This is a genomic window from Cohnella panacarvi Gsoil 349, assembly GCF_000515335.1.
Taxonomy (GTDB): Bacteria; Bacillota; Bacilli; order Paenibacillales; family Paenibacillaceae; genus Cohnella; species Cohnella panacarvi.
Genome location: NZ_KI911563.1, coordinates 277,959 through 300,144, shown reverse-complemented (window position 1 = coordinate 300,144; position 22,186 = coordinate 277,959). Strand labels below are relative to the sequence as shown.

General features: G+C 42.7%; 27 protein-coding genes. 2 read left to right on the top strand and 25 right to left on the bottom strand.

From position 1 onward, the window contains the following. Window positions 1-49 precede the first annotated feature (49 nt). Window positions 50-343 carry an RNA polymerase alpha subunit C-terminal domain-containing protein gene (locus COHPA_RS24930; protein ID WP_084760237.1) on the bottom strand — a complete coding sequence of 98 codons (294 nt, stop codon included), beginning with the start codon at window positions 341-343 and terminating at the stop codon, window positions 50-52. Window positions 344-574: 231 nt separating this feature from the next. On the opposite strand from COHPA_RS24930, the gene COHPA_RS0101475 reads away from it, so the two are divergent. Continuing rightward, the gene (locus COHPA_RS0101475; protein WP_027084417.1) at window positions 575-922 is read left to right on the top strand and encodes a YjgN family protein; all 348 of its coding nucleotides are present in this window, start codon (window positions 575-577) and stop codon (window positions 920-922) included. A gap of 562 nt (window positions 923-1,484) precedes the next feature. Here COHPA_RS0101475 and COHPA_RS0101470 read toward each other — a convergent pair. The 22 genes from COHPA_RS0101470 to COHPA_RS0101355 form a co-directional block, all read right to left on the bottom strand. Next, complete coding sequence (locus COHPA_RS0101470; protein WP_027084416.1) at window positions 1,485-1,907, bottom strand: hypothetical protein; 423 nt, start codon at window positions 1,905-1,907, stop codon at window positions 1,485-1,487. A 161-nt stretch (window positions 1,908-2,068) separates the two neighbouring features. Continuing rightward, window positions 2,069-2,242: a DUF2281 domain-containing protein gene (locus COHPA_RS24925; RefSeq protein WP_084760232.1), complete on the bottom strand. Its 174-nt coding sequence runs from the start codon at window positions 2,240-2,242 to the stop codon at window positions 2,069-2,071. A gap of 334 nt (window positions 2,243-2,576) precedes the next feature. Then, window positions 2,577-3,143: a hypothetical protein gene (locus COHPA_RS0101460; protein ID WP_027084415.1), complete on the bottom strand. Its 567-nt coding sequence runs from the start codon at window positions 3,141-3,143 to the stop codon at window positions 2,577-2,579. 69 nt (window positions 3,144-3,212) lie between these two features. Continuing rightward, entirely contained in the window at window positions 3,213-3,875 is a 663-nt protein-coding gene (locus COHPA_RS0101455; RefSeq protein ID WP_027084414.1) for an HAD family hydrolase, read from the bottom strand. Between the two features lie 184 nt (window positions 3,876-4,059). Continuing rightward, on the bottom strand, window positions 4,060-4,389 hold the full coding sequence (locus COHPA_RS0101450) for an MmcQ/YjbR family DNA-binding protein (protein ID WP_245590322.1): 330 nt from the start codon (window positions 4,387-4,389) through the stop codon (window positions 4,060-4,062). Between the two features lie 133 nt (window positions 4,390-4,522). Beyond that, window positions 4,523-5,014: a YhfM domain-containing protein gene (locus COHPA_RS0101445; RefSeq protein WP_027084412.1), complete on the bottom strand. Its 492-nt coding sequence runs from the start codon at window positions 5,012-5,014 to the stop codon at window positions 4,523-4,525. Between the two features lie 470 nt (window positions 5,015-5,484). Next, a complete protein-coding gene (locus tag COHPA_RS0101440; RefSeq protein WP_245590279.1) occupies window positions 5,485-5,883 on the bottom strand; it encodes a GNAT family N-acetyltransferase in 399 nt (132 codons plus the stop codon). Between the two features lie 338 nt (window positions 5,884-6,221). Continuing rightward, complete coding sequence (locus COHPA_RS0101435) at window positions 6,222-6,716, bottom strand: DUF6933 domain-containing protein (RefSeq protein WP_027084410.1); 495 nt, start codon at window positions 6,714-6,716, stop codon at window positions 6,222-6,224. A gap of 244 nt (window positions 6,717-6,960) precedes the next feature. Then, a complete protein-coding gene (locus COHPA_RS25375; RefSeq protein ID WP_156926578.1) occupies window positions 6,961-7,488 on the bottom strand; it encodes a GIY-YIG nuclease family protein in 528 nt (175 codons plus the stop codon). Between the two features lie 260 nt (window positions 7,489-7,748). Continuing rightward, window positions 7,749-8,156 carry a hypothetical protein gene (locus COHPA_RS0101430; RefSeq protein ID WP_027084409.1) on the bottom strand — a complete coding sequence of 136 codons (408 nt, stop codon included), beginning with the start codon at window positions 8,154-8,156 and terminating at the stop codon, window positions 7,749-7,751. A gap of 950 nt (window positions 8,157-9,106) precedes the next feature. Continuing rightward, window positions 9,107-9,688, bottom strand: coding sequence for a nucleoside/nucleotide kinase family protein (locus tag COHPA_RS0101420; RefSeq protein ID WP_027084407.1), 582 nt, complete (start codon window positions 9,686-9,688; stop codon window positions 9,107-9,109). 265 nt (window positions 9,689-9,953) lie between these two features. After that, complete coding sequence (locus COHPA_RS22800) at window positions 9,954-10,406, bottom strand: hypothetical protein (protein WP_027084406.1); 453 nt, start codon at window positions 10,404-10,406, stop codon at window positions 9,954-9,956. Window positions 10,407-11,063: 657 nt separating this feature from the next. Next, a complete protein-coding gene (locus COHPA_RS24920) occupies window positions 11,064-11,525 on the bottom strand; it encodes a DUF4362 domain-containing protein (protein WP_084760229.1) in 462 nt (153 codons plus the stop codon). 255 nt (window positions 11,526-11,780) lie between these two features. Then, window positions 11,781-11,981 (bottom strand): helix-turn-helix domain-containing protein, encoded by a 201-nt coding sequence (locus tag COHPA_RS0101405; protein WP_027084405.1) that lies wholly within the window; start codon window positions 11,979-11,981, stop codon window positions 11,781-11,783. A gap of 691 nt (window positions 11,982-12,672) precedes the next feature. After that, a complete protein-coding gene (locus COHPA_RS0101395; RefSeq protein WP_027084403.1) occupies window positions 12,673-13,026 on the bottom strand; it encodes a hypothetical protein in 354 nt (117 codons plus the stop codon). Between the two features lie 267 nt (window positions 13,027-13,293). Continuing rightward, window positions 13,294-13,758, bottom strand: a complete 465-nt coding sequence (locus tag COHPA_RS0101390) for a hypothetical protein (RefSeq protein ID WP_156926577.1) — start codon at window positions 13,756-13,758, stop codon at window positions 13,294-13,296. Between the two features lie 205 nt (window positions 13,759-13,963). Next, window positions 13,964-14,389 carry a GNAT family N-acetyltransferase gene (locus tag COHPA_RS0101385; protein ID WP_027084401.1) on the bottom strand — a complete coding sequence of 142 codons (426 nt, stop codon included), beginning with the start codon at window positions 14,387-14,389 and terminating at the stop codon, window positions 13,964-13,966. A 258-nt stretch (window positions 14,390-14,647) separates the two neighbouring features. Then, window positions 14,648-15,385: a hypothetical protein gene (locus tag COHPA_RS0101380; protein ID WP_027084400.1), complete on the bottom strand. Its 738-nt coding sequence runs from the start codon at window positions 15,383-15,385 to the stop codon at window positions 14,648-14,650. A gap of 243 nt (window positions 15,386-15,628) precedes the next feature. Beyond that, window positions 15,629-16,126 carry a nucleotidyltransferase family protein gene (locus COHPA_RS0101375; RefSeq protein ID WP_425393669.1) on the bottom strand — a complete coding sequence of 166 codons (498 nt, stop codon included), beginning with the start codon at window positions 16,124-16,126 and terminating at the stop codon, window positions 15,629-15,631. Window positions 16,127-16,424: 298 nt separating this feature from the next. Further along, window positions 16,425-16,967: an orotate phosphoribosyltransferase gene (gene pyrE, locus COHPA_RS0101370; RefSeq protein ID WP_027084398.1), complete on the bottom strand. Its 543-nt coding sequence runs from the start codon at window positions 16,965-16,967 to the stop codon at window positions 16,425-16,427. Window positions 16,968-17,087: 120 nt separating this feature from the next. Continuing rightward, on the bottom strand, window positions 17,088-17,912 hold the full coding sequence (locus tag COHPA_RS22795; protein WP_035119320.1) for a tyrosine-type recombinase/integrase: 825 nt from the start codon (window positions 17,910-17,912) through the stop codon (window positions 17,088-17,090). Beyond that, on the bottom strand, window positions 17,869-18,171 hold the full coding sequence (locus COHPA_RS0101355) for a hypothetical protein (protein WP_156926576.1): 303 nt from the start codon (window positions 18,169-18,171) through the stop codon (window positions 17,869-17,871). The genes COHPA_RS22795 and COHPA_RS0101355 overlap by 44 nt, the downstream gene beginning before the upstream one ends. 270 nt (window positions 18,172-18,441) lie before the next feature. Here COHPA_RS0101355 and COHPA_RS0101350 point away from each other — a divergent pair, with 270 nt between their 5' ends. Beyond that, window positions 18,442-19,665, top strand: coding sequence for an MFS transporter (locus COHPA_RS0101350; protein WP_027084394.1), 1,224 nt, complete (start codon window positions 18,442-18,444; stop codon window positions 19,663-19,665). On the opposite strand, the gene COHPA_RS0101345 is transcribed toward COHPA_RS0101350, so the two are convergent. Together COHPA_RS0101345 and COHPA_RS22790 are read right to left on the bottom strand one after the other, a co-directional pair. Beyond that, window positions 19,662-21,347: an ATP-binding cassette domain-containing protein gene (locus tag COHPA_RS0101345; protein ID WP_156926575.1), complete on the bottom strand. Its 1,686-nt coding sequence runs from the start codon at window positions 21,345-21,347 to the stop codon at window positions 19,662-19,664. The two genes, COHPA_RS0101350 and COHPA_RS0101345, sit on opposite strands and share 4 nt — an antisense overlap. Beyond that, window positions 21,289-22,176, bottom strand: a complete 888-nt coding sequence (locus COHPA_RS22790) for an energy-coupling factor ABC transporter ATP-binding protein (RefSeq protein WP_027084392.1) — start codon at window positions 22,174-22,176, stop codon at window positions 21,289-21,291. The genes COHPA_RS0101345 and COHPA_RS22790 overlap by 59 nt, the downstream gene beginning before the upstream one ends. Window positions 22,177-22,186 lie beyond the last annotated feature (10 nt).

The following is a 22,186-nucleotide window of genomic DNA, read 5'->3' as shown; positions in this document are numbered from 1 at the left end:
ATTCGTTATATTCACGACGCCCCACTACCTTAAGTCCCGTAAATTAGATTCAGTTCTTAAATAACAGTCCTACTTCTTGCAATGCAGTCCTAAGTTTAGGTATTGATGCAGCTCCCATACCGTGTAATTGTAAGATCTCTTTCTCAGAGTACATCGACAGTTTTTGCAGAGAGTTAATTCCATTGTGTTCCAATGCTCGTCTTGCGGGTGCAGAGAGAAGAGAAAGAAAACCATTTGTATGTTTACGCTCTTGTTCACAGATCGGGCAAGTTGGACAATCGCTACTTTTTAAGTAATGATGACCTTTCTCACAAATTCTTTGATTTCTATTAGCAGTTGCCATTAATACTTTCACCTCTTCCCATACGGAAGTATTCTAAGATTGTTCCCGCCAACTTGAATTGACGACTCCATTGTCGTTCGGGAAAGATTTCTTTAATGCCTTTATCTCATCAAAGATTGAAAAGGTGCTAGAGCCATTCATATGGGATATTTTATCATTAAATGAAGGTATATGACTGAAAATGTAGAATAATGTATTTAGAAGTTATTTTTTTGAGAGGCGGTTGAGTTAGTGGAGCCTGTAGTAAATGTACATATTTCAAACAATCAACTCGGCGGGGGCAAATCTTACTTTGACGGTGGATTGCTCTCTTACATCGGTTGGTCAATTTTAGGCTTTTTTGTTACAGTCTTCACTTTAGGAATATGCTATCCGTGGGCATTGTGCATGATTTATGGCTGGAAAATAAATCACACTGTTGTTGAAGGACGCAGACTCAAATTCCATGGCACTGCAATCGGACTTTTCGGTAACTGGATTAAGTGGTTTCTATTATGTATCATTACGATCGGTATTTATAGTTTTTGGTTATTTATTGCCCTAGAGAAATGGAAAGCAAAACACACTACATTCGAGTAATTCAACTTTCCCCGGAAACGGGGATTTTTTGTTCTGCTGAACCGAGGGCCGAATGTCTCGATGCGTGAATATGGTGTTAGATGAAGGTCTTGACCTCATACAATGTTGTTAGTTAATTGTTTAAGAGTATATACTATGTTGTGTCCTATTTCTTTAAGCTAACCATTACTGTACAACATCATTGCTTGGGGGTTATTAAGTGCGTCGATGGAGCTTTCGAAATAATGTTAGAAATGCTGTTAGACATACTGTTACACGATATAATCGTCAACAAAGTCGCAGAAATAATAGAAGTCGTCCGGCATCAGGGGGCTCAAGCAATGATACGATGTACGCAGTTATCTTCTTAATTACTCTATTTGCGTTATATTGGATCTTTAGATTCATCAGATGGTCGTATAATCTAATTGGTTTTCCAGGGTTCGCATTAATTTTTATAGGGCTATTTGGGTATCTGTATTATTGGAAACGCAAACAACAAAAATAGTTAAAGAGTCATTCGTGCCCCTCAAACATTTTCAACAACAAAGCCAATTTCGAGTTTGAATTTGGCTTAATGAAACTATAGCTTCGAAATTTCGAATATAAATTTCCATTCCGCTGTATTGCCTGAGTATCTACCTCGATTTTCCTTTACTGTTACTTTTAATGTTTTTGTAGTTTTCTTTGTAATTGCTGAAACCTTAATTGATGTGCTTCCTGAACCTGAGTCAGGGATCTTATCAAGTTCAGATGCTTTTGCCTTTATCTTGATAGAATCTGTTGACTTCATATCAAGAATTATTGAATCTCCTTCGAGGATTTCTTTATTATTTATGATACCACTAGTCGCCCATTCGTTGCCTACATGATTATTCTCAACTAGCTCTGCATTAACATAAGTAATTTTGATCTTTACAGATTTACTTGCTGCAGAAACCGAACTAATCGTTAGCGCGGATACCAATGTAAATGAAAGAATCATTTTAGCAAATGCTTTAAACATATTTGAGAGTGCCTCCCACAACTAATAAAATAGTGCTCATCTGCACTATTCTACAAATATTTGGGTTTTCCTCTTATCGTTTGTTAGGATTGGCGAAATTTCTGATACGTGTTGTTGTATTCACGTCGTCCCACCCGGCTGCGATGCAAGCGAAATGTTGTTCACTTAGCCAACTCCTTAAACGCTTCTTGGTTCTCTTTAATTATGGAATCCATCAGTGATTCAACCGATGGCTGCGTCTTTGATTTTAAAAACTCAACAAAATCAATTACTTCAATCTTCTTGTCTTCGGGTAGAGTTACAAACTCCTGGAGTAACTTCTCCTCTAGGCTCATTGGAATACCTCCGTTTCCTTTCTTTACATTATACACCAACAAGATCTGCGGTTTAACATTTGATCTTGAAGGTTGTGTATCATTTACCGGTATTTCATCTTACGTACTCATCGAGTCACTTCAGACTCCTGCCAGACCGAAGGCGAATGCCCGATGCGTGAATATGGAGTTTATTCTTTCATCATTCTTTAACTTGCTTTGTAGTTTACGTTCGATTCTTATAAACCCCAAAATAACAAAAATCATAAAGAAATCCGAAACTACATTCATATGGAATCACCAGTTGATCGATGCGTCCGACTGCATTAATCATGTCTTCCTGGTTAACTTACATTCAATTGTTCCTCTTCTTCACCTTATAAATAGTTATAAATATAATTGCCATCACTAATATGGTTCCCGTAACTACTGGATTTACTGATTGATTGCGGATTCCATTATTTAAGTTATCATCTTCACTTTCAGTAATTATAGTTCCATCCCCTAATTGTTGGAGATCATCACTTGCTTGAGATAAATTTAAATTTCCACTACAAAGATTTGTTTGAAACAAATTATTATCGCCTTTATATGAGTAAACTAAATAAACCTGATTTTTTTCGAACTCAAATCCACAGGATGCCCCTGGTCCATCATAGCTATAAATTGTTATATGTTTTTCATTTGTACCTTTCCATGCCTGATCGACTTCAAAAGAATATTTCCTTAATCGTCCATGATCGAATTTTTTTGTTCCGCCTTTATCGGTTACCTTCCCCAAAAAGACCACATGAGATCTTTCTAGCTTTCCCTTAGCATCAGCACCTGCACAACTGCATGCATAGGCTTTGCTTTCAGGAAATAACATCAGTCCAACTATAATAATTGAGAAACTAAGTAAGATTGAAAGAACTTTTTTCATTTTTGTCCCTCCCGTATGACATGAATTTCCGATAACGTTGTTGTATAGGGTGTTGTACGACGTACACCACTACTTTGAAATACTCTCAAGGATATCTATAATTTCTATTAGGTTCTTAATCGATCCATTTACATTTGAAGGTTTTTCAAAAAACTCATCTTCCTTCCATATTCCTATCATTCCAGCCTTTATACTCGCTTCAACATCATTAACTGGATGATCTCCTACAAATACCGCTTCGTGTGGTTCTATTCCTAAGCGATTTAATGCTCTCGCAAATATCTCAATATTGGGCTTTCTTACGCCTTCAATTTCTGAAATCAAGATCAAATCAAAATAACGATCAATCATAAGACCTTTTATATTATTCATTTGGAATCGACCAAATCCGTTTGTTATGATACCTAGCTTTAAGTTCATTCTCTTGATGTAATCTAGTGTTTCAATCACGCCAGTGAACCCAATACAATGACTCTGAAACGACTCAACATAGTCTTCCAATAATTCTTCCCAGGTTAAATTTAGATTCAATTCTTCAATGAGACTTTGATAAACTTTATCTTTCCATACATATCCCTTCTGATCCAGTTGAATAAACCTTTTAATGAAAACATGCTTTTCAACAACATGAAGAGCATGAATATGATTGTATTGATATTCAAGAAAAGCGATCAATGACTGATCTCGATCAAGTAATGTCCCATCTAAATCAAATAATATGCCTTTTATCATCGTTCTCCGCCCTTTGGTGTATGTCACTTAACGCTGTGGTATTCACGAACGCCCACCACCTGCATCCATCTATTTATTCCTCCTTCTAAAAGCGCTCTTATTCACTTCATAACCATCGATCGATTCACATCTTACTTCTGCCAGACCGAAGACGACACAGTCGACCTGATGCGTGAATATGGTGTTAGGTGATACCTCGGTCTTCTTCGGAATTACCCTCAAATTGATTTATGAGTATCTTTGAAGCTACGCTTCTCCATGCCCTTAAGAGTAATAACTTTGCTTCATCTGATTTAACTAATTTCGTATTTACATTCATATAATTCAATTTTGCAAATGTCTCTGGTATTCGAAAGATATTGGGCTCTAATTGAGTAAGAATTTCGCGTTCTTCCGCTGACGTTTTAACTGTTAATGTAACTCCATCTTCTTGGAGCACAGCAAAAATCTTATTCTTTAATCGGAACGAAGGTTTGCCCCAATGTTCTACTTCCTGGGATTCAGGCAATTTCATAATATATTTTCGAATCTCAGAAAACGATATCATTGTTTGGTCTCATCCCTTTCTATTTTCTTTTATTGATCGGACCAAACTCTCATTTGGTTCTATGTCGCCAGCTTCGCTGCTGGAATGCCTCTCCGAATCCTCATTTGTATATTAATTGTTGTAACTTTTTACTTGTTTTTTGTGAAATTGAATATCCTTGTTCAGTATTTGGTAATTTTATCAAAAGACCATTTTGCGGTCTCTCCGTATTACCGATATTTAAGTAATATTTTTTTTGTTCCCCTTCATTCATGGTGATTGTCATCATGAAATCAACACCATAGTCAAGAGATCCACTTATTGGTTTAGCTTTATTTATGGCATCGAGAAATAGATCGATCGATTGTTTATCATTGAATTGTTTTTGAGGGAACGGTGCATTCTTCTGTTCTAAGCAAATTTGGATGCATTCTAGTAAGACTTCTTTAACATACTTTGAATTAATATTCGATTCTTCTAAGAGCCAGTATCCAATGAACCCTGTACAAATGATTAATATAATTACAATCGGCACAAATTTTCGCCTTTGTATATTGATCCCTCTTTCTATTTGAGACTTTACGAGAATGTCATCTAACATTGTTGTATTCACGACGTCCCACCGACTTAAGGTCCCTTAGGAGCTGGCCGCGATGCAGTTAGGCGTGTTGCTGGTGCGTTCTAATAGTCAGAAATTTATAAAAGCCCTTAAATGGAATTGTAATCCATTCACGGGCTTTTATCATCATTAATCATTATGATCTTGATCGCGACAACGTATTATAAATCCCATATACATGTCGTCGCGAGTAACCCGTTCTTAAATGAATGCTTTTCCTCTCTTCTTTTTTAGCACTCGGGGATTTCCGGTGTTGTTGTATTCATGACGTCCCACCGACTTAAGGCTCCGTCAGGAGCCGGCCGCGATGCGGTTAGTCGGTGCGGATGTGTCCGGCTGATTAAGCTTCCCTGAACACTGAAATACCTCATCGAATCACTTCAGACATCTACCGGACCGAACAGCCGAAAGGCTGCGATGCGTGAATATGGTGTTATGCGTTGCCGTCACTACTTGAGTCACTTTCAATTCAGTTCTCTTTCCATTTGAATTGTAATGACTTTCCTTGCATCTTCGAATTTAATGACTTTTAAATCAAAAGGTCTAAAATGATGTTTCGAATAAAATGCTAGTCCTCTTGAATTTGTACTATGACAACTCAGTAGTAACTTATTGATTTTATACTTATCTTTGATCTTCTCAATAATGGAATTTATCAAGACCTCGGAAGCACCTCTTCCTCTGTGACTCGGAGAGACTATCACATTCCCTAGCCAACATGTCTCGTCATTAAAGTCATATAGATTTGCATATGCAGCAATATCGCCTGTAGCTTCTTCGATGATCACCGTTGGTTCAAATCTATCAATAAGCAATTCTAAAATTTGATCAAGTGTTAAAGGATACTTAAATCTTGGACTCACATAAAATAATTCCTCAGCTGATTGTGGAAATGAACATATCTTTAATAAGTCATCCGTGTTTAATGCCCTAGAGATATACATGGTTCAACTCCATCTCTTAATAATTATTAGACGGTTTCGCATAACGTTCTTGTATTCACGACGTCCCACCACCTTAAGCCCGAAGGGCGGCCACGATGCGGTTAGGTGGTGCGGATGTGTCCGGCTAAATAAGCTTCTCCGTTACTGAAATGCCTCATCGAATTCACATCTAACTTCTGCAGGTCCGAGGAGCGACGGAGTCGACCCGATACGTGAGTATGGTGTTAGGCGATGCCAGTGCCACCTTGATTCATCTTTCAAACGGTGTTGTAGTTTTTATGATCCCATAATGATTCTTTAAAGTATTCGATCGGTTTCATGTAATCTATTGGTTTATGAATCATTCTATTCAGCCACATCAAACGTTCAATATTATCGTGAAAATCATCTTCAATAAACCAAGTAACTTCTTTCATTGTTCCTAATACACTTCTGTTGTTTGTCTTAGAAATAACTACTTCTGAGCCATACGCCAAATATCTATTGATCAAACTTTCAACAACTCCCTCTCGGAGTAAATATTCCCGAAGGGTTAGCATGAATCTCTCTTTCAATCGCTCTGTTTGCCCTGTTCTTATTCCATCAATGATAACAGCTAATCTAGTTTGATCGTTCACAAAGACAATGTGTTTCCTTTTATTCAAGTTATATATATGTACATGCCAACTTAAAAATGGAGCTGCATTGACGTCTTCAATTGGTGTAGTTTTCATGTCTTTCAGTAAATCTTTAGTAAGTTTTAATGTAAGCATGTTGATGTTCCTTTCTCGCGCTGGTTTCGTCTAACTGTTGTGTTCACGACGCCCCACCACCTTAAGCCCGTAGAGCGGCCGCGATGCGGTTAGGTGGTGCGGATATGTCCGGCTGAATCCGCTTCCCCGAATCTGAAATGCTTCATAGATTCACATCTGACTCCTGCCGGACCGAGGGGCGACATAGTCGACCCGATATGTGAATATGGTGTTATCAGAAGTCGCTTACATCTTTGAGTTACATTCAGAATCTCCTTAATGTGATTAAATAACTTCGGAAATCAATGTTTTCCTTGTTCTTATTGTCCTTTAAATTTAGTGGGGGTTTAAAAAAATTAATTAATTCTTGTTCAATTAGATCTGGCTCTGGATGAGTATAAAAATGTAGTTGAATGTTCTCAACCATCCAATTAGACAATCTCATTTCGTCTGACTTTGTAAATTTATATCTAGACTTACCCATGTCATTCTGAGATTGAATTCTTTCCAAACCCAATAAAGAACCTAAGCTCTTACGAAGTGTTGAGCCTCTTGCATTTCCTTTAAAATGACTACTATAGTCTCTAGTCCTTAGACTCTTATTTGAGATTCCTACATAGATTACAGGGCGATTATTAAGGTAAGAATAGGTTAACGATCTCATTTGAGTAGGTAACTGAGCGACTGAATTGGCTGTTATACAATATATACCTGTTTCTTTAGGTATAGTCTGGGGGTCATCAGATTTAGGGTCGAAATGATTTTTTGAAAGTTCTTTCAATATCTCCTTCAATGGTTTTCGCTCCTTTCGCTCTTAAGCGATCTCTGATAACGTTATTGTATTCACGACGTCCCACCACCTTAAGCCCAAAGGACGGCCGCAGTGCGGTTAGGTGGTGCGGATGTGTCCGGCTGACTTTGCTTCCTCGAAACTGAAATGCCTCATCGAATCACATAACCCCCTGCCGGACCGAGGAACGACGGAGTCGACCCGATGCGTGAATATGGTGTAATAGGAAGTCAGCGCCTTCTTCGAGACAATTACAAGAAATCTTATTTACCTTTCTCAATGATTTTTTTAATATAGCTGTAATCAATTAAATCTCCCTTAGCTTTAAAGAAAAAACCATTATATCTTATTGTATCTTCTGAATTTATTATGAACTTTATAATTGATTTTCCCTTTTTATTATATATCGTCGTTTTATAGCTATACCCCATAAATCCGAATGTCGGTTTTCCTTTTTGAAAAGTGATTTCTCTGAGATTGTCAATAATATGATCAACTTCCGATTTGGTTGTTATTTCTGTTTCTTCCCCAGTATTACCATCAAAAATAATAAGTTTGGAGACATCAGCATTGTTAATATTTATCAGCCGTTGAGGTATGTATGAAAGACTGAATAAAACTACAGCTATAACAGAAATGACAACCAGCGTGTTCTTCCAAGAGAACTTCAAAAGATCACCTTCTAAAATTGACTTTGATCTTTATTTCTAGCGCTGATTTCCGATAACATCCTTGTATTCACGACGTCGATCCCCTTAGATAGCTCCAATCTTTGGGGGTTCGATGTTTCCGGCTGCATTTGCTTCCCTGTATTCTGAAATGCCTCATCGAATCCACTTCAGACTCCTGCCGGTCCGAGGAGCGACGGAGTCGACACGATACGTGAATATAGTGTTATCCGATGCCCCCAGCCTCTCGATCAACTTATAAATCGCACTTGCGCTCCACTTTTCTTAGTTCTTCTTCTGTCTTTATATTCGGTTCTTAAAGTTAATTCGTCATGATTCTACATCCTTCATGACATATGCTCTTCAATTGCACTTTCTTTAGATATAAAAACAGCCCTTAAATGGAATTGTAATCCATCCGCTGGCAGATATCACCAAATATTTACTTCCTTATAATTACTCTTAATAATCTCAAACAGAATATTACTAATAGATTTATTTTTTACTTTTCTTTGATGCCATCCAGAACACCATTATTACGACCGGGATAAAGATGAACCATGGAATATGAATTGAACTCTGTGTGATGATGGCAATGATTAGCAAGCCCACCGTTCCAAGAATTAGCCATAAACAACCTCTACCGAAAGTCTCCACTGACTCAACTCCCTCTTGTGTTTCCAACATCAATAAATAGTTTGCAATCATCAAGCCATATGTAATGCAGCATTGAAATTGCTCCTTCAGAACATTGGGACTCGCGCTGATATCCTATAAAGTTATTGTATTCACGACCTCCCACCACCTTAAGCCCGGAGGGCGGCCGCGATGCGGTTAGATGGTGCGGATGTGTCCGGCTGATCCAGCTTCCTCGTATACTGAAAAACCTCATTGGATCACATCAGTCTTCTGCCGACCGAGGGGCGACGGAGTCGACCCGATTGAATATGGTGTTAGACGAAGCTCTTGACTTCATCGAAATGCTGCGATTCTCTTCTTATTATCTCATAAATTTCATTTACAATTGTTTCTACTGGTTTTGTACCGTCCACTATAACGTCGCTACTACTTTTCTCATCTTTAAGCATTGCTAAATAAGCATGTCTTCCACGAGAAAGATAATTTCTCATATCATTTAACACTTCTTCTGTTGAGCTTTTATTAAAATCTCTTAGAATTCTTCTTGCCATTGCTACGTCAAGAGGAGTGTCTATGAAGATCGAACAATCTATATAATTATTTATGTCACCGTGTAATCTCGAAAATGGATAGTCAAGCAATATGTATTCAAAATTCTCATTGCTCAACAGCAATTTATTTATATCATTAATTAATGGATCTAGATTCCATTCAGAATAATCCGATCCTTTCTCTACCCAATCACAGATATCTTTAGGATATTCCTCAAAATCGTATTCATCGAAGAATAAAGCTTTGCTACCTGGCAATCTTTCTTTCAATCTATTTGTTATTGTTGACTTCCCGCCTCCTGCAACAGCTGAGATTGATACAATATAGGGCTTTGTTTTATTCATAAGTCCTCCTAATATTTGTATTTACCCGACTTTCAAGAGTTTCGTCTAACGTTCTTATATTCACGACGTCCCACCGAATTAAGGCTCCGAAAGGAGCCGGTCGCGATGCGGTTAGTCGGTGCGGATGTGTCCGGTTGCTATTACTACCCCGAAACTGAATTGCCTCTCCGAATTCACTTCTTACTACTGCCGGACCGAGGGCGAATGTCTGATGCGTAAATATGTTGTTATACGATGCCCAGCACTAACTTGTGATACTTTCACCTTACATTATCTTATCTTTGAGATTTATACTTTTATCAGAAATTATCGATCCGAGAACGTATTCGGTATTGAACTTTATCTTAATAAATGTTTCATCATTAACCTCACCTTTGATACCTATAATATGCAATTTTCCTTTTGAATTCATGTTACCTGCAGAGTAAACAAAAGTAACTTCAAATTCTTTAACACCTTTTGCAATTACGTATTCATATCCGTATTGTTCTTGATCATTTGATATCGTATGCATATTTATATAAGTTTCATCTTGTCTTGCCTCGGTTAACCAATTTGTAATTATCTCAATGTGCTCTGTTTCGATAGAGTTATACTCGACGGAATATATGTCCTTTAGATCAAAGGTATTTAGGTTGTCATGTGAAATTCGATTGTTACAGCCCACAGTAGCAATTAATAACATAATAATGAGTTGAAACATTATTAATCTTCTCATGTAATCTCCTTCAAAGTTTTTTAAGAAGTTGATTATTTCTATATTGTGCAGCCGCGATGCAGTTAGTTACTGGGATGTGTCCGGATGAATTCACTTCATCGTATACTGAAATGCCTCATCGAATTCACTTCTAACTCCTGCCGGACCGAGGGGCGACAACGTCAACCCGATGCGTGAATATAGTGTTATCGGAAGTTCTCGTCCTTTTGAATTGCTCACAAATGTTTTGATCTTCTACTGTTCTTGATCTTCTACATTCTTCTACAGAATTCTTAATGGAATTATAACCCAGCACTTCTAATTCCGCACTTTAAATCCGCATAAATAAAAGCCGCGGCTCCGAAGTTAATCATTCCTCGAAAGGATCACGCGACTAATTAGTTTGATATGTTTTATGCTCTTTAACGGTTCTTGGACGCTCTTATAGCACTCAAGAATTTCCGATATCGTTGTTGTGTTCACGACGCCCCACCACCTTAAGCCCGTAGAGCGGCCGCGATGCGGTTAGGTGGTGCGGATATGTCCGGCTGAATCCGCTTCCCCGAATCTGAAATGCTTCATAGATTCACATCTGACTCCTGCCGGACCGAGGGGCGACATAGTCGACCCGATGCGTGAATATGGTGTTAGATGAAGTTGCTTGCTTCATTGACGTGCTCACATGTTTCTGGGATCTTCTAAGACAAGTAGATCATATGTTTCAATTGTACTACTTCCATCACAATTTTTAGCTTGTAGGACTTTTCTTGACTTGCCATCTTCCCCTCTGTCTCTATTAATAGATAATCCTTGACAAGAGTATTTCGAGATACTTCCATCCGAGTATCCGTCTCTTGATGTATCAATCGTAATTTTCACTTGTTTACCGTCTGATATAAAATCATAAATCCAATAACCACCGTCAATTATTGGGGGTATTACAAGTAAATAGTCTGCTTGATGTTTGTTGAACCGTGCTACAAATTCCTCTATTCGAGAAAAATCTTCTTTATCATAATTGATTAGAATGTTATCTGGTTTACGTGATTCTATTGTTTTGTTTGGACTTGAACAAGCGCTTAATAATATTAATAAGGACCAAACTAATATAGTAACTATAATAGTTTTGATCAGTTTCATTTATTCACATCCTTCAAGCAATTTCAGCTAACGTTTTGTATTTACGAACCCGAGAGGCTTATGGCGACAGAGTCGCCGGGTGGCTTCGCCACTTAGCCTCGCAGGGTTGTCTGCCTGATTTCGCTTCCTCGAACATTCTGCTGGCGAACCAAGGGTTGACGAATGTCGACCCGCCGCGTGAATACGGTGTTATCGGAAGTTACCCTCTTTCAGTTCCAGCTTACAAAGTCCGTCCTTAAAATAAAACATACCTGATCATTCAGGTATGTACTCTAAAATGTCACCGGGTTGGCAATTTAATGATTTGCAAATCTTATCGATTACCTCCAGTGATACATATTGATTTGTATTTAACTTCGCCATGGTCGCTGAAGAGATCCCGGCTAACTTCATTAACTCTTGTTTTTTAATATCCCGATCTATAAGCATTTTAAGCAATGGCTTATAACTTATCATGTTCTTGTTCCCTTCGACCTAAACTTTCCTTTAATTATAACTAGTTATCTTTGCTTAATCAAAGAAATTTTCGAATTGACGCTTGACAAGATTCTTTGCATTGGTTAAGTTATATTTAACTTATCAAATTTATTTACGCGAAATTAAAAATATAGATGGTGGAGTGATGTTGAATTATGACTAATTTCAATGAGGCTTTTGAGAAATTCATCTTTCAACGCACCATCGATCATAGCCCCCACATCAAAAATTTGTATAAGAACTATCAAGAAGTAAATCATGCAGTTAACCAACTACTTGAAAATATTAAACATCAGCTTCCGGAAGAACATATTGGATTACTATTGGAGTTCGAGGAGAGCATCAACTACCTTCATTGTCTCTCTGAGGTCTATATGTATGAACAAGGTATGAAAGATGGGATATGTTTGTCAAAGTACATGTTTCATGATTTTTAAGCTTTAGGGTAATTTCCGATAACGTTCTTGTATTCACGACGTCCCACCACCTTAAGCCCGAAGGGCGGCCGCGATGCGGTTAGGTGGTGCGGATGTGTCCGGCTGAAAATACTTCCCTGTATACTGAAATGCCTCACTGATACTCATCGAGCTCCGGTCCAGACCGAGGGGCGACAGGGTCGACCCGATGCGTGATATGGTGTTATGCGTAGTAGGTCGCTTCTCAGAGAAGCCTAATAAAGTCCCGTTCCTGTCATCTTTAATAAGATCTCAACTATATATTTAGCTCCTTCTTCATAATCAATAAATTCATGGTCATCAAAAATAAAGCCTCTTTCTCTGAAACACGTATACCATTTCCCTTCATCTTCAAAGAAATGGAAACCATCGACGACTGAATGTCTGCTATTTGAATAGTTTTGCGGGATGCCATTCGCTAAGACATATTGAAAAATCTCTTCTTTACTTACAGTAAATACTTCTTTGTAACTATTTTGGGTCATATCCTTAACACCCAATTTGTTACATGCGAAACGTAGTGGATCTCCTGCAAGTAATATTTCAATTTGTGTTTTGCTATCAACCATCTTGGAAACCTCACACATAATTAATGTTTTTGACCTATTACGCATAACGTTGTTGTATTCACGACGTCCTACCACCTTAAGTCCCAACGGGGCGGCTGCGATGCGGTTAGGTGGTGAGATGTGTCCGGCTGATCCTGCTTCCTCGTCTACTGAAATGCCTCATCGAAAATGCTTCAACCAGTTGCCGGACCAAGGGGCGACGGAGTCGACCCGATGCGTGAATATGGTGTTATCCGAAGTACCTGACTTCATTGAGATACATGCTATTTATGGCTCTTCATCTTTCTCAACTAACTTCCATTCCCAGTTATCTAATTTTACTTTAATTTTTATTGGAACTTTCGAGAATCCATATTTGACTTCGTTTGTGTTTGTATCAATCCCTTCATATGTGTACTTTATCCAGACCGTTCCATATAGAAATGTATGAAAAACTTTACCTGTACTTAATTCAATATGGATTCTGTCATCGGGTCCTCTATTAGGATATGTTTGAAACTTTAAAAACTCATCCCTAATATCTTCTGATACATTACTTACCGGGCCTCTGTTTGCCTTATATAAGTAAATTGATGTCACTGTTTGTTTCACACTACTTAAAATCCATACATAGAAACCTATGTATAAAATAATGAATATTGAACATACCACAAATAACGATTTCCATTTGGTTTTGATTTTTGTTTTCATATTATTCCTCTCAGGTATTTCGGATAACGTTATTGTATTCACGACGTCCCACCGACTTAAGCCCCGCCAGGGGCGGCCGCGATGCGGTTAGTCGGTGCGGATGTGTCCGGCTGAATCTACTTCCTCGTCGCTGACATGCTTCCCTGAATCCACAACTAACTCCTGCCGGACCGAGGGCGAATGCCCGATGCGTGAATATGGTGTTATGTGAAGTTCCCCGCAACCTGAGTCAGCTTACAAAACTGCATTAATTCGATAATCTCATATAGATACTTCTTTCTTTAAATCCTATTGCTTTCCAAAATCCATATCCCCTTTCATTCCAATACATGACTTCTATATCTATCTCTTTAGTTTTAAGCTCTTCAGTTAATCTCTCGAACGCCAATTTCCCTATACTCTTGCCTCTGTGATCTCTGCAAATGAAGAATTGTCTTAAGTACAATGGACTTCGCTCATGATTTACCAAGGCATATCCGACGATCTCATTCTCCTCAAAGAACAAATATGCATTGTAATCTGTTGTTATAAAAGATCTCATTCTCTCTTTGAGCTGAACTAAATTCATCTTATTATCATGCTGCTCGTCTTCAATCAGTTGTTTATTAAATAAGGCAAGTATCTCTAGATCTTCATCCACTACTGAGCAAATTCGAACAGATAAATGGCTCAATCAATCACCTTCTGATTTTTTGTCTTTATAGCTCTTGGGGAATTTCACATAACGTTGTTGTATTCACGACGTCCCACCGACTTAAGGCTGCGCCAATAGCCGGCCGCGATGCGGTTAGTCGGTGCGGATGTGTCCGGCTGCATCTGCTTCCTCGTATACTGAAATGCCTCACCGAATCACTTCTAACTTCGTGCCGGACCGAGGGCGAATGCCCGATGCGTGAATATGGTGTTATCGGATGTCGTCATCTTCTTTGATTTAGCTATCAAATTTTCTATACGATTTATTTTGCATTTCAAAAGATATTCCGGGAATTTCTCTGCTTTCTTCATTTGATCTTGGTAGAGTATGATGCTTTGTTTGAATTTCTACACTTTTTCCAATCAATTTAGAATAATCTTTTTTCATTTGTTGAAAAATCTTACTGTAACTTTCTTGTAATAACATACTTTCTTGTAATAATTCTTCTAGCCACTCTCTATTGTATCGACTATATATATTTACGTTTATTGGGGTTGAAAAATGAAAGATTAGCTCCTTGGTTAACTGCTTATTATGCTTCTTTGCAACTTCAAATTCTGCATTGAGCATAGACTCTGGAATGTGTGCTGCCCAGTTTCTTAGATTATTAAGTTCCTGTAATAGATCCAATATCTCTTTGGGCAGTCTCTGTAAACCCCAATCCTCTACATCTACTCTTCGATCAATATATTTTCTAAGCTTTCGATAAGACATTGCATATTTCGATTCATCAGCAAATAGATTGAAAAGGAATACATCCAAAAAATTAATCTTATTGCGTAGATTTTCATAGACGATTCCATCCATCGAATTATCGTCAGCAAGAGTCATAGTATATAGCTTATCTTCAGCTTCTTTTAAATATTTCTTTCTATAATAGAGTTGCTTATGACCCACCATTATTAAGTAGTGCAAGTAAACAATATAGTCTTTCTTCTCATCTAATCTAAACTCTTTATGATTTGATTTTTCCACTTGACCTCATTCCTTTATGACGATTTCCGATAACGTTATTGTATTCACGACGTCCCACCACCTAAAGCCCTAAGGGCGGCCGCGATGCGGTTAGGTGGTACGGATGTGTCCGGTTGATCCCGCTTCACTGCACACTGAAATGCTTCTTCGAAACTCATCGTCCTTCTGCCGGACCAAGGGGCGACGGAGTCGACCCGATGCGTGAATATGGTGTTATGCGAAGGTCTGTTCTTCTTTGATCAACTACCATTGCTCAATACTTAAATCATTCCATAGCGCTTTCCAACGGTTTACTTTCATATCATAAATCTCTTTAGTAATTTGACGCTTGTTTGGTCTTACGACTTTATTAAACACATCATCCAATCCGAAAGGTGCATAAACATTCCACTTATTGGAAGTAATTCTTATGCCAAATGAAGTAGCAGTAGTCGGCCATGTGTCTATTGCATCTTCTACTGAGTGATATGGTTCAATCTCATATCCAAACTGGCTCTTATACCATAAATAAACTCTAGCTTCATTCGTTACATCAATCTTATATGGATAGTCCGGAAAAAAGCTTTCAAGTTGTACTTTCAATCGATCTTCTTTCTCCTCAGATAGATCACTCTCATCGAAATAGACAAAATCTACATCCTTAATTCCATGCTCAAGAGGCATATTACTTAAATAATTCCATACCGTCTGAGTGATGCATCCTGCTCCAATGTAGTAATTAGTTATTTTCAATTCCTGCACTCCAACAAGAAATTCATATATGGCCTTATGTTTCTGTACAATTTGAGTTAACTTTTCAACTTGATGATTTGATGAGTGAATTTGTATCACATCTTTCTATTAATTTGAACTTATAGCTCTTACAGACTTTCGCATAACGTTGTTGTATTCACGACGTCGATCCCCCTTAGATAGCTCCTATCTTAGGGGGATCGATGTGTCCGGCTGAAACTGCTTCCCCGCATACTGAATTGCCTCATCGAATCACTTCTGACTCCAGTCCGGACCGAGGGCGAATGCCCGATGCGTGAATATGGTGTTAGGTGATGTCACTGCCTTCCTGAATTGCTGCCTCAATCAGCTCTTCCATCTTAAATAATGAATGTAAATTGAGTCCAACTTCTTCTATCTTCATTCTGCCTTCAATATTTCTTTCTATTACTATGAGTACATCTGTTACGATTGCTCCAGCTTCTCTCAGGTCATTTGCACTTAGTATCACTTGTCCACCAGTCGTTACGACGTCTTCAATAATGCAAACTCTTTTGCCCTTTACATCAATGCCTTCTGCTAATTTGCAAGTGCCATATTCCTTTGCCTTTTTTCTTACAAAGGCCACTGGGATATTTGATTTCAATGAGAGTGCTGTTGCAACAGGCACACCACCTAATTCAAGTCCTGCAAGCACTTCGGTACCAGGAGGTATTAGTTTGTTTAGTTCTTCTGCAATTCTAGTTAGTAGTTGAGGTTGAGATTCAAACAAATATTTATCAAAATATTCATTTGAGATTTTTCCTGATCTTAATAGAAATTCGCCTGTCAGATGCGAAATATCATAAATTTCTTTAGCTAGATTCTTCATTGTATATTCCTCCAATAAAGTGTTTTATGTAATTGCAGTGATTTCACCTAACTCTCTAATCTACGCATTTCCCATATCCATCCGGCCAGTAGGAATCTACGCCCCAATCCATGCCCTCACTCACTCCATCATCGAGTCCAGAGGGCTCTTAATATTCTTTATACTCTTCACGGCCAAGTGAGTGTAGATTTCCGTCGTTTGCACGTTGCGATGGCCGAGGAGCTCTTGGATATAACGGATGTCGATGCCGCCTTCGAGCAAATGCGTCGCGAACGAATGGCGCAAGCAGTGGAGGCTAACGTCCTTCGCAATTCCAGCATCGGCGAGTGCTTTCTCGAACACCTTCTGAACGGTTCGCTCCGAGATATGGCGTCTCGGGTATTGTCCGGGGAAAATCCACCTATCGGGCTTATAACGTTCAACATAGACCAATACCGCAGCGCAAGCATGCTCAGACAGAACGGTCATCCTGTCCTTTCTCCCCTTGCCTTGACGCACATGCAAAGTTCGCCTATCCTGATCGAGGTCGCCAAGTTGAAGCTTTACGACCTCGCTCACCCGCAAGCCTGACGAGTACGTCAGCAGCAAGATCGCCCGATGCTTCAGATTCAAGACGCGGTCGAGCAACCGTCTAACCTCTGCGACAGACAGCACGTTCGGCAGCTTGCGTTGTTTCTTCGGACGGATAGAGGAGAAGCTGCCCTCGATCATCCCGCACACGTTCTCCAGGTGGAACTTGATGGCGCTGATCGCTTGATTGACGTACGCATGCGACCGATTCTCGCGAAGCAGCTTGTTACTGTAAGCAGGAAGCAGGTCATGGACACGCAGTTCCCTATTCCTCTCATAATACCGATAGAACCGCTCGACATGGCTGACATACGTTCGTATCGTCTGCTTGCTATAACCGCCTAGCCTTAGCCTGATCGCGTACTGACGCTTCACCCCATCTCAACTGGAACGCTCGAATTCGATCGTTGATAACTCGACAGGTAGCTACCTTCCACTCATAGTCCGCAAGCAGCTCGCTTTCCTCCAGCAGCGCATCGTCAACGCTCAAGGCAATCCCATCGAACAGCTGAAGCAATTCCGCCAAAACCCCCGACGTATAAGGAATGATCCACGCCTGTTCCTCCGGATTCCACCTGCGAAAGCACATCCGCTTCACCCGAGCGACCCAATCCGCATGGTACGGCCCCTTCACCGACAACTCATTGCCGCTACGTTAACTGAGCCTAACCTTCATCCTGCGCACCACCCTCTCATTTTATCAATCATCCTATTATTTGGAAACTACTGCCCGCACAACGACAAAAAAGAGACCGTTCCCGCCGGGCGGGAATAGCCTCTCGATGCTTTCGGAGTATAGGTTGATCTTATCATCTAACGAGCAACTCCGTCTAGCCAATCTCCGATCCATCCGTTAAAGTAGAAAGTACGCTTGAATCAGTCACCGTCAGGAGGTCCACCCCAGATGCCATCCCGTTCGGAAAATATCGCCGCAACCCCAACCGCGAGCAGACGCCAACATCTTATTTTTGCGATCGCCACCGTGCTTTATTGGTCTACGCTGTACATTTACGTCCCGATCCTCAGTCCTTATCTCGAGGACCGCGGGATTTCCATAGGCCTCATCGGCTTTATCCTTGGCAGTTACGGACTGACGCAAGTCGTCACCCGGCTTCCGCTCGGCATGTATTCCGACGTCATGTCTCGCCGGAAGCCGTTCCTGATTATCGGCATGCTAGCCGGATTAATCAGCTGCGCCCTGTTCATGCTGCCCGGAACTTGGGGAGGGCCGCTTGCCGGGCGACTCATGGCAGGCATATGCGCTGCGGCTTGGGTTCCGTTCAGCGTCCTCTATGCCTCCTACTACCCCGCTAACCAAACGCATCAAGCGATGGGGACGCTGAGCTTTCTCACCGTATTCGGTCAACTCGTGGGCATGAGCGCAAGCGGAAGCTTAGCCGCATGGGGCGGCTGGAACTACGCGTTCGCATGCGGAATAATCGTAGCGGGGATCGGGGCCATCGTGGCGTTGTTCGTCTACGAGCCTAAGACGGCGCTCGCGCAAGCGAAGGCGCCAGCTCCGACCGAAGGCACGACGCATAACCGACTAGCGTCGCTAGCCGGCATATTTCGTTCCAAGCTTCTATGGAGAGTGTCGATTCTCTCCTTGCTCGCGCATGGTATTCTGTTCATTACGATGTTCGGCTTCACACCGCTGCAAGCGTCCGAGCTCGGCGCCTCGAAATCGCAGCTTACGCTCATCGTCATCGCGTTCATGGTGCCTCATGCGATCGTCTCGTTTATATCCGGCCGACTGTTGGCCCCTCGTCTGGGCAGCCGCAACGTGATCGTCGCCGGTTTTCTGCTGGCCGCGATTTTCACCGCCGCGATCCCTTACAGCGACAACCTGACCTGGCTCGCGCTCACGCAAGCCGGCAACGGAATGGCGCAGGCGATGTACTTCCCGCTTCTGCTCAGCTTCGCGATTCGACCGTTTCCCGCGATCCAGCGAGCGACCGCGATGGGATTCTACCAGTCCGTCTACTCGATCGGCATGTTCATCGGGCCTTACGTCGCCGGGGGACTCAATTCGATGGGCGGTTTGAGAGCAGGATTCTTGTTCGGTTCGTCGCTTGGCCTGATCGCCGCCATCCTGTCGTGGAGCAAGCAATTGAGCGACGAGGATTAACGATTCGCGAACGCCCACATTCCGAACATGAGTAACGCCGAACCAACCACAGCTCCGTAGTCTCGAGCTGCCATTCGCAGCTTCGCCGCGCGGGTCGGGCGCACGTCCCTCGCGACACCGCGGCTTTCGAGCGCGATGGCGATCTCGTCGCCAAGCCGGAATATCGATAACAGGAACGGCAGCGCCATATCCTTCAGCTTCGAGGCGAACGCCCAAGGTCGCCCGGGCCTCATTTTTCCACGCGACAGATCGATTCTAGCGAACCTTCCCCATTCCTCCACGAGCACGGGAACGAATCGAATCATGATCGTAACCGTCAGGATGAGCCGATGCGCGAACGCCGGCGTCCTCCCTCGAATCGTCAACAGCTTCTGTAGCGCATTGCGCAAGGACAGCGGCGTCATCACTAACGGAATGCATAGTCCGAGCAGTAACACGAGGTACGTCCTTGTAAAAGGAAGCAGCGTGCCGATGAAAGCGTCCGTATCGAACGTGAACCAACCCAACGCGAAAAAAGCCGAAACGAACACCGATAACAACGCGTAAGTACGAAGCAGCGCTCGCCACCGCCACAAGGAAATACGCCCCGCAGCAAGCAACGATAGAGTAAGCGCTCCGGCAACGGCGATGCCGCCCCATTGATTCTGTGCGAATATCCCTAGCGACAATAAGATATAAGAGAACCAGATCGTGCGCGGATCGAACGCTCCTAATCGATGCTTGGCCGTCTCGGCAGCGTTGCGAAGGCGGCGAGCGGGTGCCTCGGCTGTAAGCCGTCTTGCGTCCTCCGGCGCCGCTTGAACCTCGCGGGCGACCGCGACGGCTCCCGCAGCGGAATCCGGCGACCATAGCTGCTCCGCGGGAATTCCTCGCAGGTGCAGCTTATGCGCGATTTCCAACCATAATGGCACGGACATTCCCGCCTCCGCAAGCCATTCCGAATGCGCCAGCAGCTCGGCCGGATTGCATCTCCTCACCGTTCCCTCATAATCGAGCAGGAGCACGGAATCCGCGAGCGGCATCGCCCAGTCCAGTTCGTGGGAGACGAGCACTATGCCGATCCCGCGTTTCTTTAACCCCATTAAATATTCGCCTAACCGCGCATGCCCGTCGCCATCCACCCCCGCGCTCGGCTCGTCTAGTAACAGCCAAGAAGCCGGGGGCACGAACGATGCGGCCAATGCCGCGCGACGGCGTTCCCCTCCGCTCATCCGGTACGGATCGCGCGCAAGCCAATCCGCATGCCACCCTACCGCTTCCAGCGCCTCCGACACGCGTTCATCCAGCTTCTCGTTACTTAACCGATAGGGCCGGGCGGAGTACTTCAACTCTTCCGATAGCGTCCGGGAGAATAAGCCGTTCTCGGGAGACTGCGGGGCATAGCTATAACGCAAGAGCGCGCTAGCATTCAGCCGCTTCTTGCCCCATCGGTTCTCCTGCCATAGCGGCTCCATCCCGTAACGAATCCGCATGCCCTCGGGCGCACGCAACCCGGCCAGCTTCTCAAGCCACGTCGTCTTGCCGACGCCGTTGCCTCCCGCGAGCACAATGACTTGGCCGGGATACAGCGTCAGCGCGGCTCCAGACATGTCGCCGGACGTGCCCGTACGCCAACCGATCCCTTCAATGCATAGCTCTACCGGTCGATTTTCCTCCCGTTCCTGCCCACTCGCCGTCCGCAACGTCTCCCAACACCCTTCGCCATTCCTCCGCCGTCACCGGAAGCGGATCCTTAAGCTGATCTTGCCTTCTTAATTGCAACGCCATCGCCGGCAAATATGGCATACGCAATCCCGCTTGCTCGCAAGGGGTTATCGCCTCTTCATCTTCCCCGTACAACATCTGCCGTACGTCGCCGTCGAAGACGATCCGTCCTTCGCTAACCGTGATAACGCGCGATTCCGGCTCGAGCTCGTCCAGCCGCTGCGTCACCCACACGATCGAGGTTCCTTGGCGCTGCAGCCGCCTCGATTCCTTCACGATCGTCACCCGAGTCCGTTCGTCCAGCATGGAGGTAGCTTCGTCCAGCACGATCAATGGGGCTTCGCCTGCGATCGCGGCAGCGAACGCCGTCAGTTGCAACTGCCCGCCGGATAGCCTGTGCCACGGCTCATCGGCCAGTGCTAGCAGGCCTACTCGATCCAGCACCCGCTCCGCGGCAACCCCGATCTCGTCCGCCGGCTTCCTTTGCCACTCGAGCGCGAACTGAATTTCCTCGCGAGGCGTTTCCCCGAACAACTGCGCTTGAGGATGCTGCAACACGATCGGGCTCACGTTCGACCCGGCGAAGCCTCGGCGATAATCGCCGATCATCCCTTCTGTATATAAACCGGCCAACACGCGGGCCAGCGTCGATTTTCCGCTGCCGTTCACGCCGACGATATAGAGCCATTCGCCCGGCGCAACGCTTAATCGTACATCTTCCAGACGAGTCACCGCGTCTCCGCGTTCATCGCTGCCGATGACGGATACCCCGTGCAGCTCTATCGGCTTAGCCGCCGATTCTCTCATTTCATTTTCC

Bases quoted from the DNA above. Each gene is read 5' to 3' on its own strand.
- COHPA_RS24930 (WP_084760237.1), bottom strand. From the start codon at position 343: ATGGCAACTGCTAATAGAAATCAAAGAATTTGTGAGAAAGGTCATCAT.
- COHPA_RS0101470 (WP_027084416.1), bottom strand. From the start codon at position 1,907: ATGTTTAAAGCATTTGCTAAAATGATTCTTTCATTTACATTGGTATCC.
- COHPA_RS24925 (WP_084760232.1), bottom strand. From the start codon at position 2,242: ATGAGCCTAGAGGAGAAGTTACTCCAGGAGTTTGTAACTCTACCCGAA.
- COHPA_RS0101460 (WP_027084415.1), bottom strand. From the start codon at position 3,143: ATGAAAAAAGTTCTTTCAATCTTACTTAGTTTCTCAATTATTATAGTT.
- COHPA_RS0101455 (WP_027084414.1), bottom strand. From the start codon at position 3,875: ATGATAAAAGGCATATTATTTGATTTAGATGGGACATTACTTGATCGA.
- COHPA_RS0101450 (WP_245590322.1), bottom strand. From the start codon at position 4,389: ATGAAATTGCCTGAATCCCAGGAAGTAGAACATTGGGGCAAACCTTCG.
- COHPA_RS0101435 (WP_027084410.1), bottom strand. From the start codon at position 6,716: ATGCTTACATTAAAACTTACTAAAGATTTACTGAAAGACATGAAAACT.
- COHPA_RS0101420 (WP_027084407.1), bottom strand. From the start codon at position 9,688: ATGAATAAAACAAAGCCCTATATTGTATCAATCTCAGCTGTTGCAGGA.
- COHPA_RS22800 (WP_027084406.1), bottom strand. From the start codon at position 10,406: ATGAGAAGATTAATAATGTTTCAACTCATTATTATGTTATTAATTGCT.
- COHPA_RS24920 (WP_084760229.1), bottom strand. From the start codon at position 11,525: ATGAAACTGATCAAAACTATTATAGTTACTATATTAGTTTGGTCCTTA.
- COHPA_RS0101405 (WP_027084405.1), bottom strand. From the start codon at position 11,981: ATGATAAGTTATAAGCCATTGCTTAAAATGCTTATAGATCGGGATATT.
- COHPA_RS0101395 (WP_027084403.1), bottom strand. From the start codon at position 13,026: ATGGTTGATAGCAAAACACAAATTGAAATATTACTTGCAGGAGATCCA.
- pyrE (WP_027084398.1), bottom strand. From the start codon at position 16,967: ATGAAGAATCTAGCTAAAGAAATTTATGATATTTCGCATCTGACAGGC.
- COHPA_RS0101350 (WP_027084394.1), top strand. From the start codon at position 18,442: ATGCCATCCCGTTCGGAAAATATCGCCGCAACCCCAACCGCGAGCAGA.
- COHPA_RS22790 (WP_027084392.1), bottom strand. From the start codon at position 22,176: ATGAGAGAATCGGCGGCTAAGCCGATAGAGCTGCACGGGGTATCCGTC.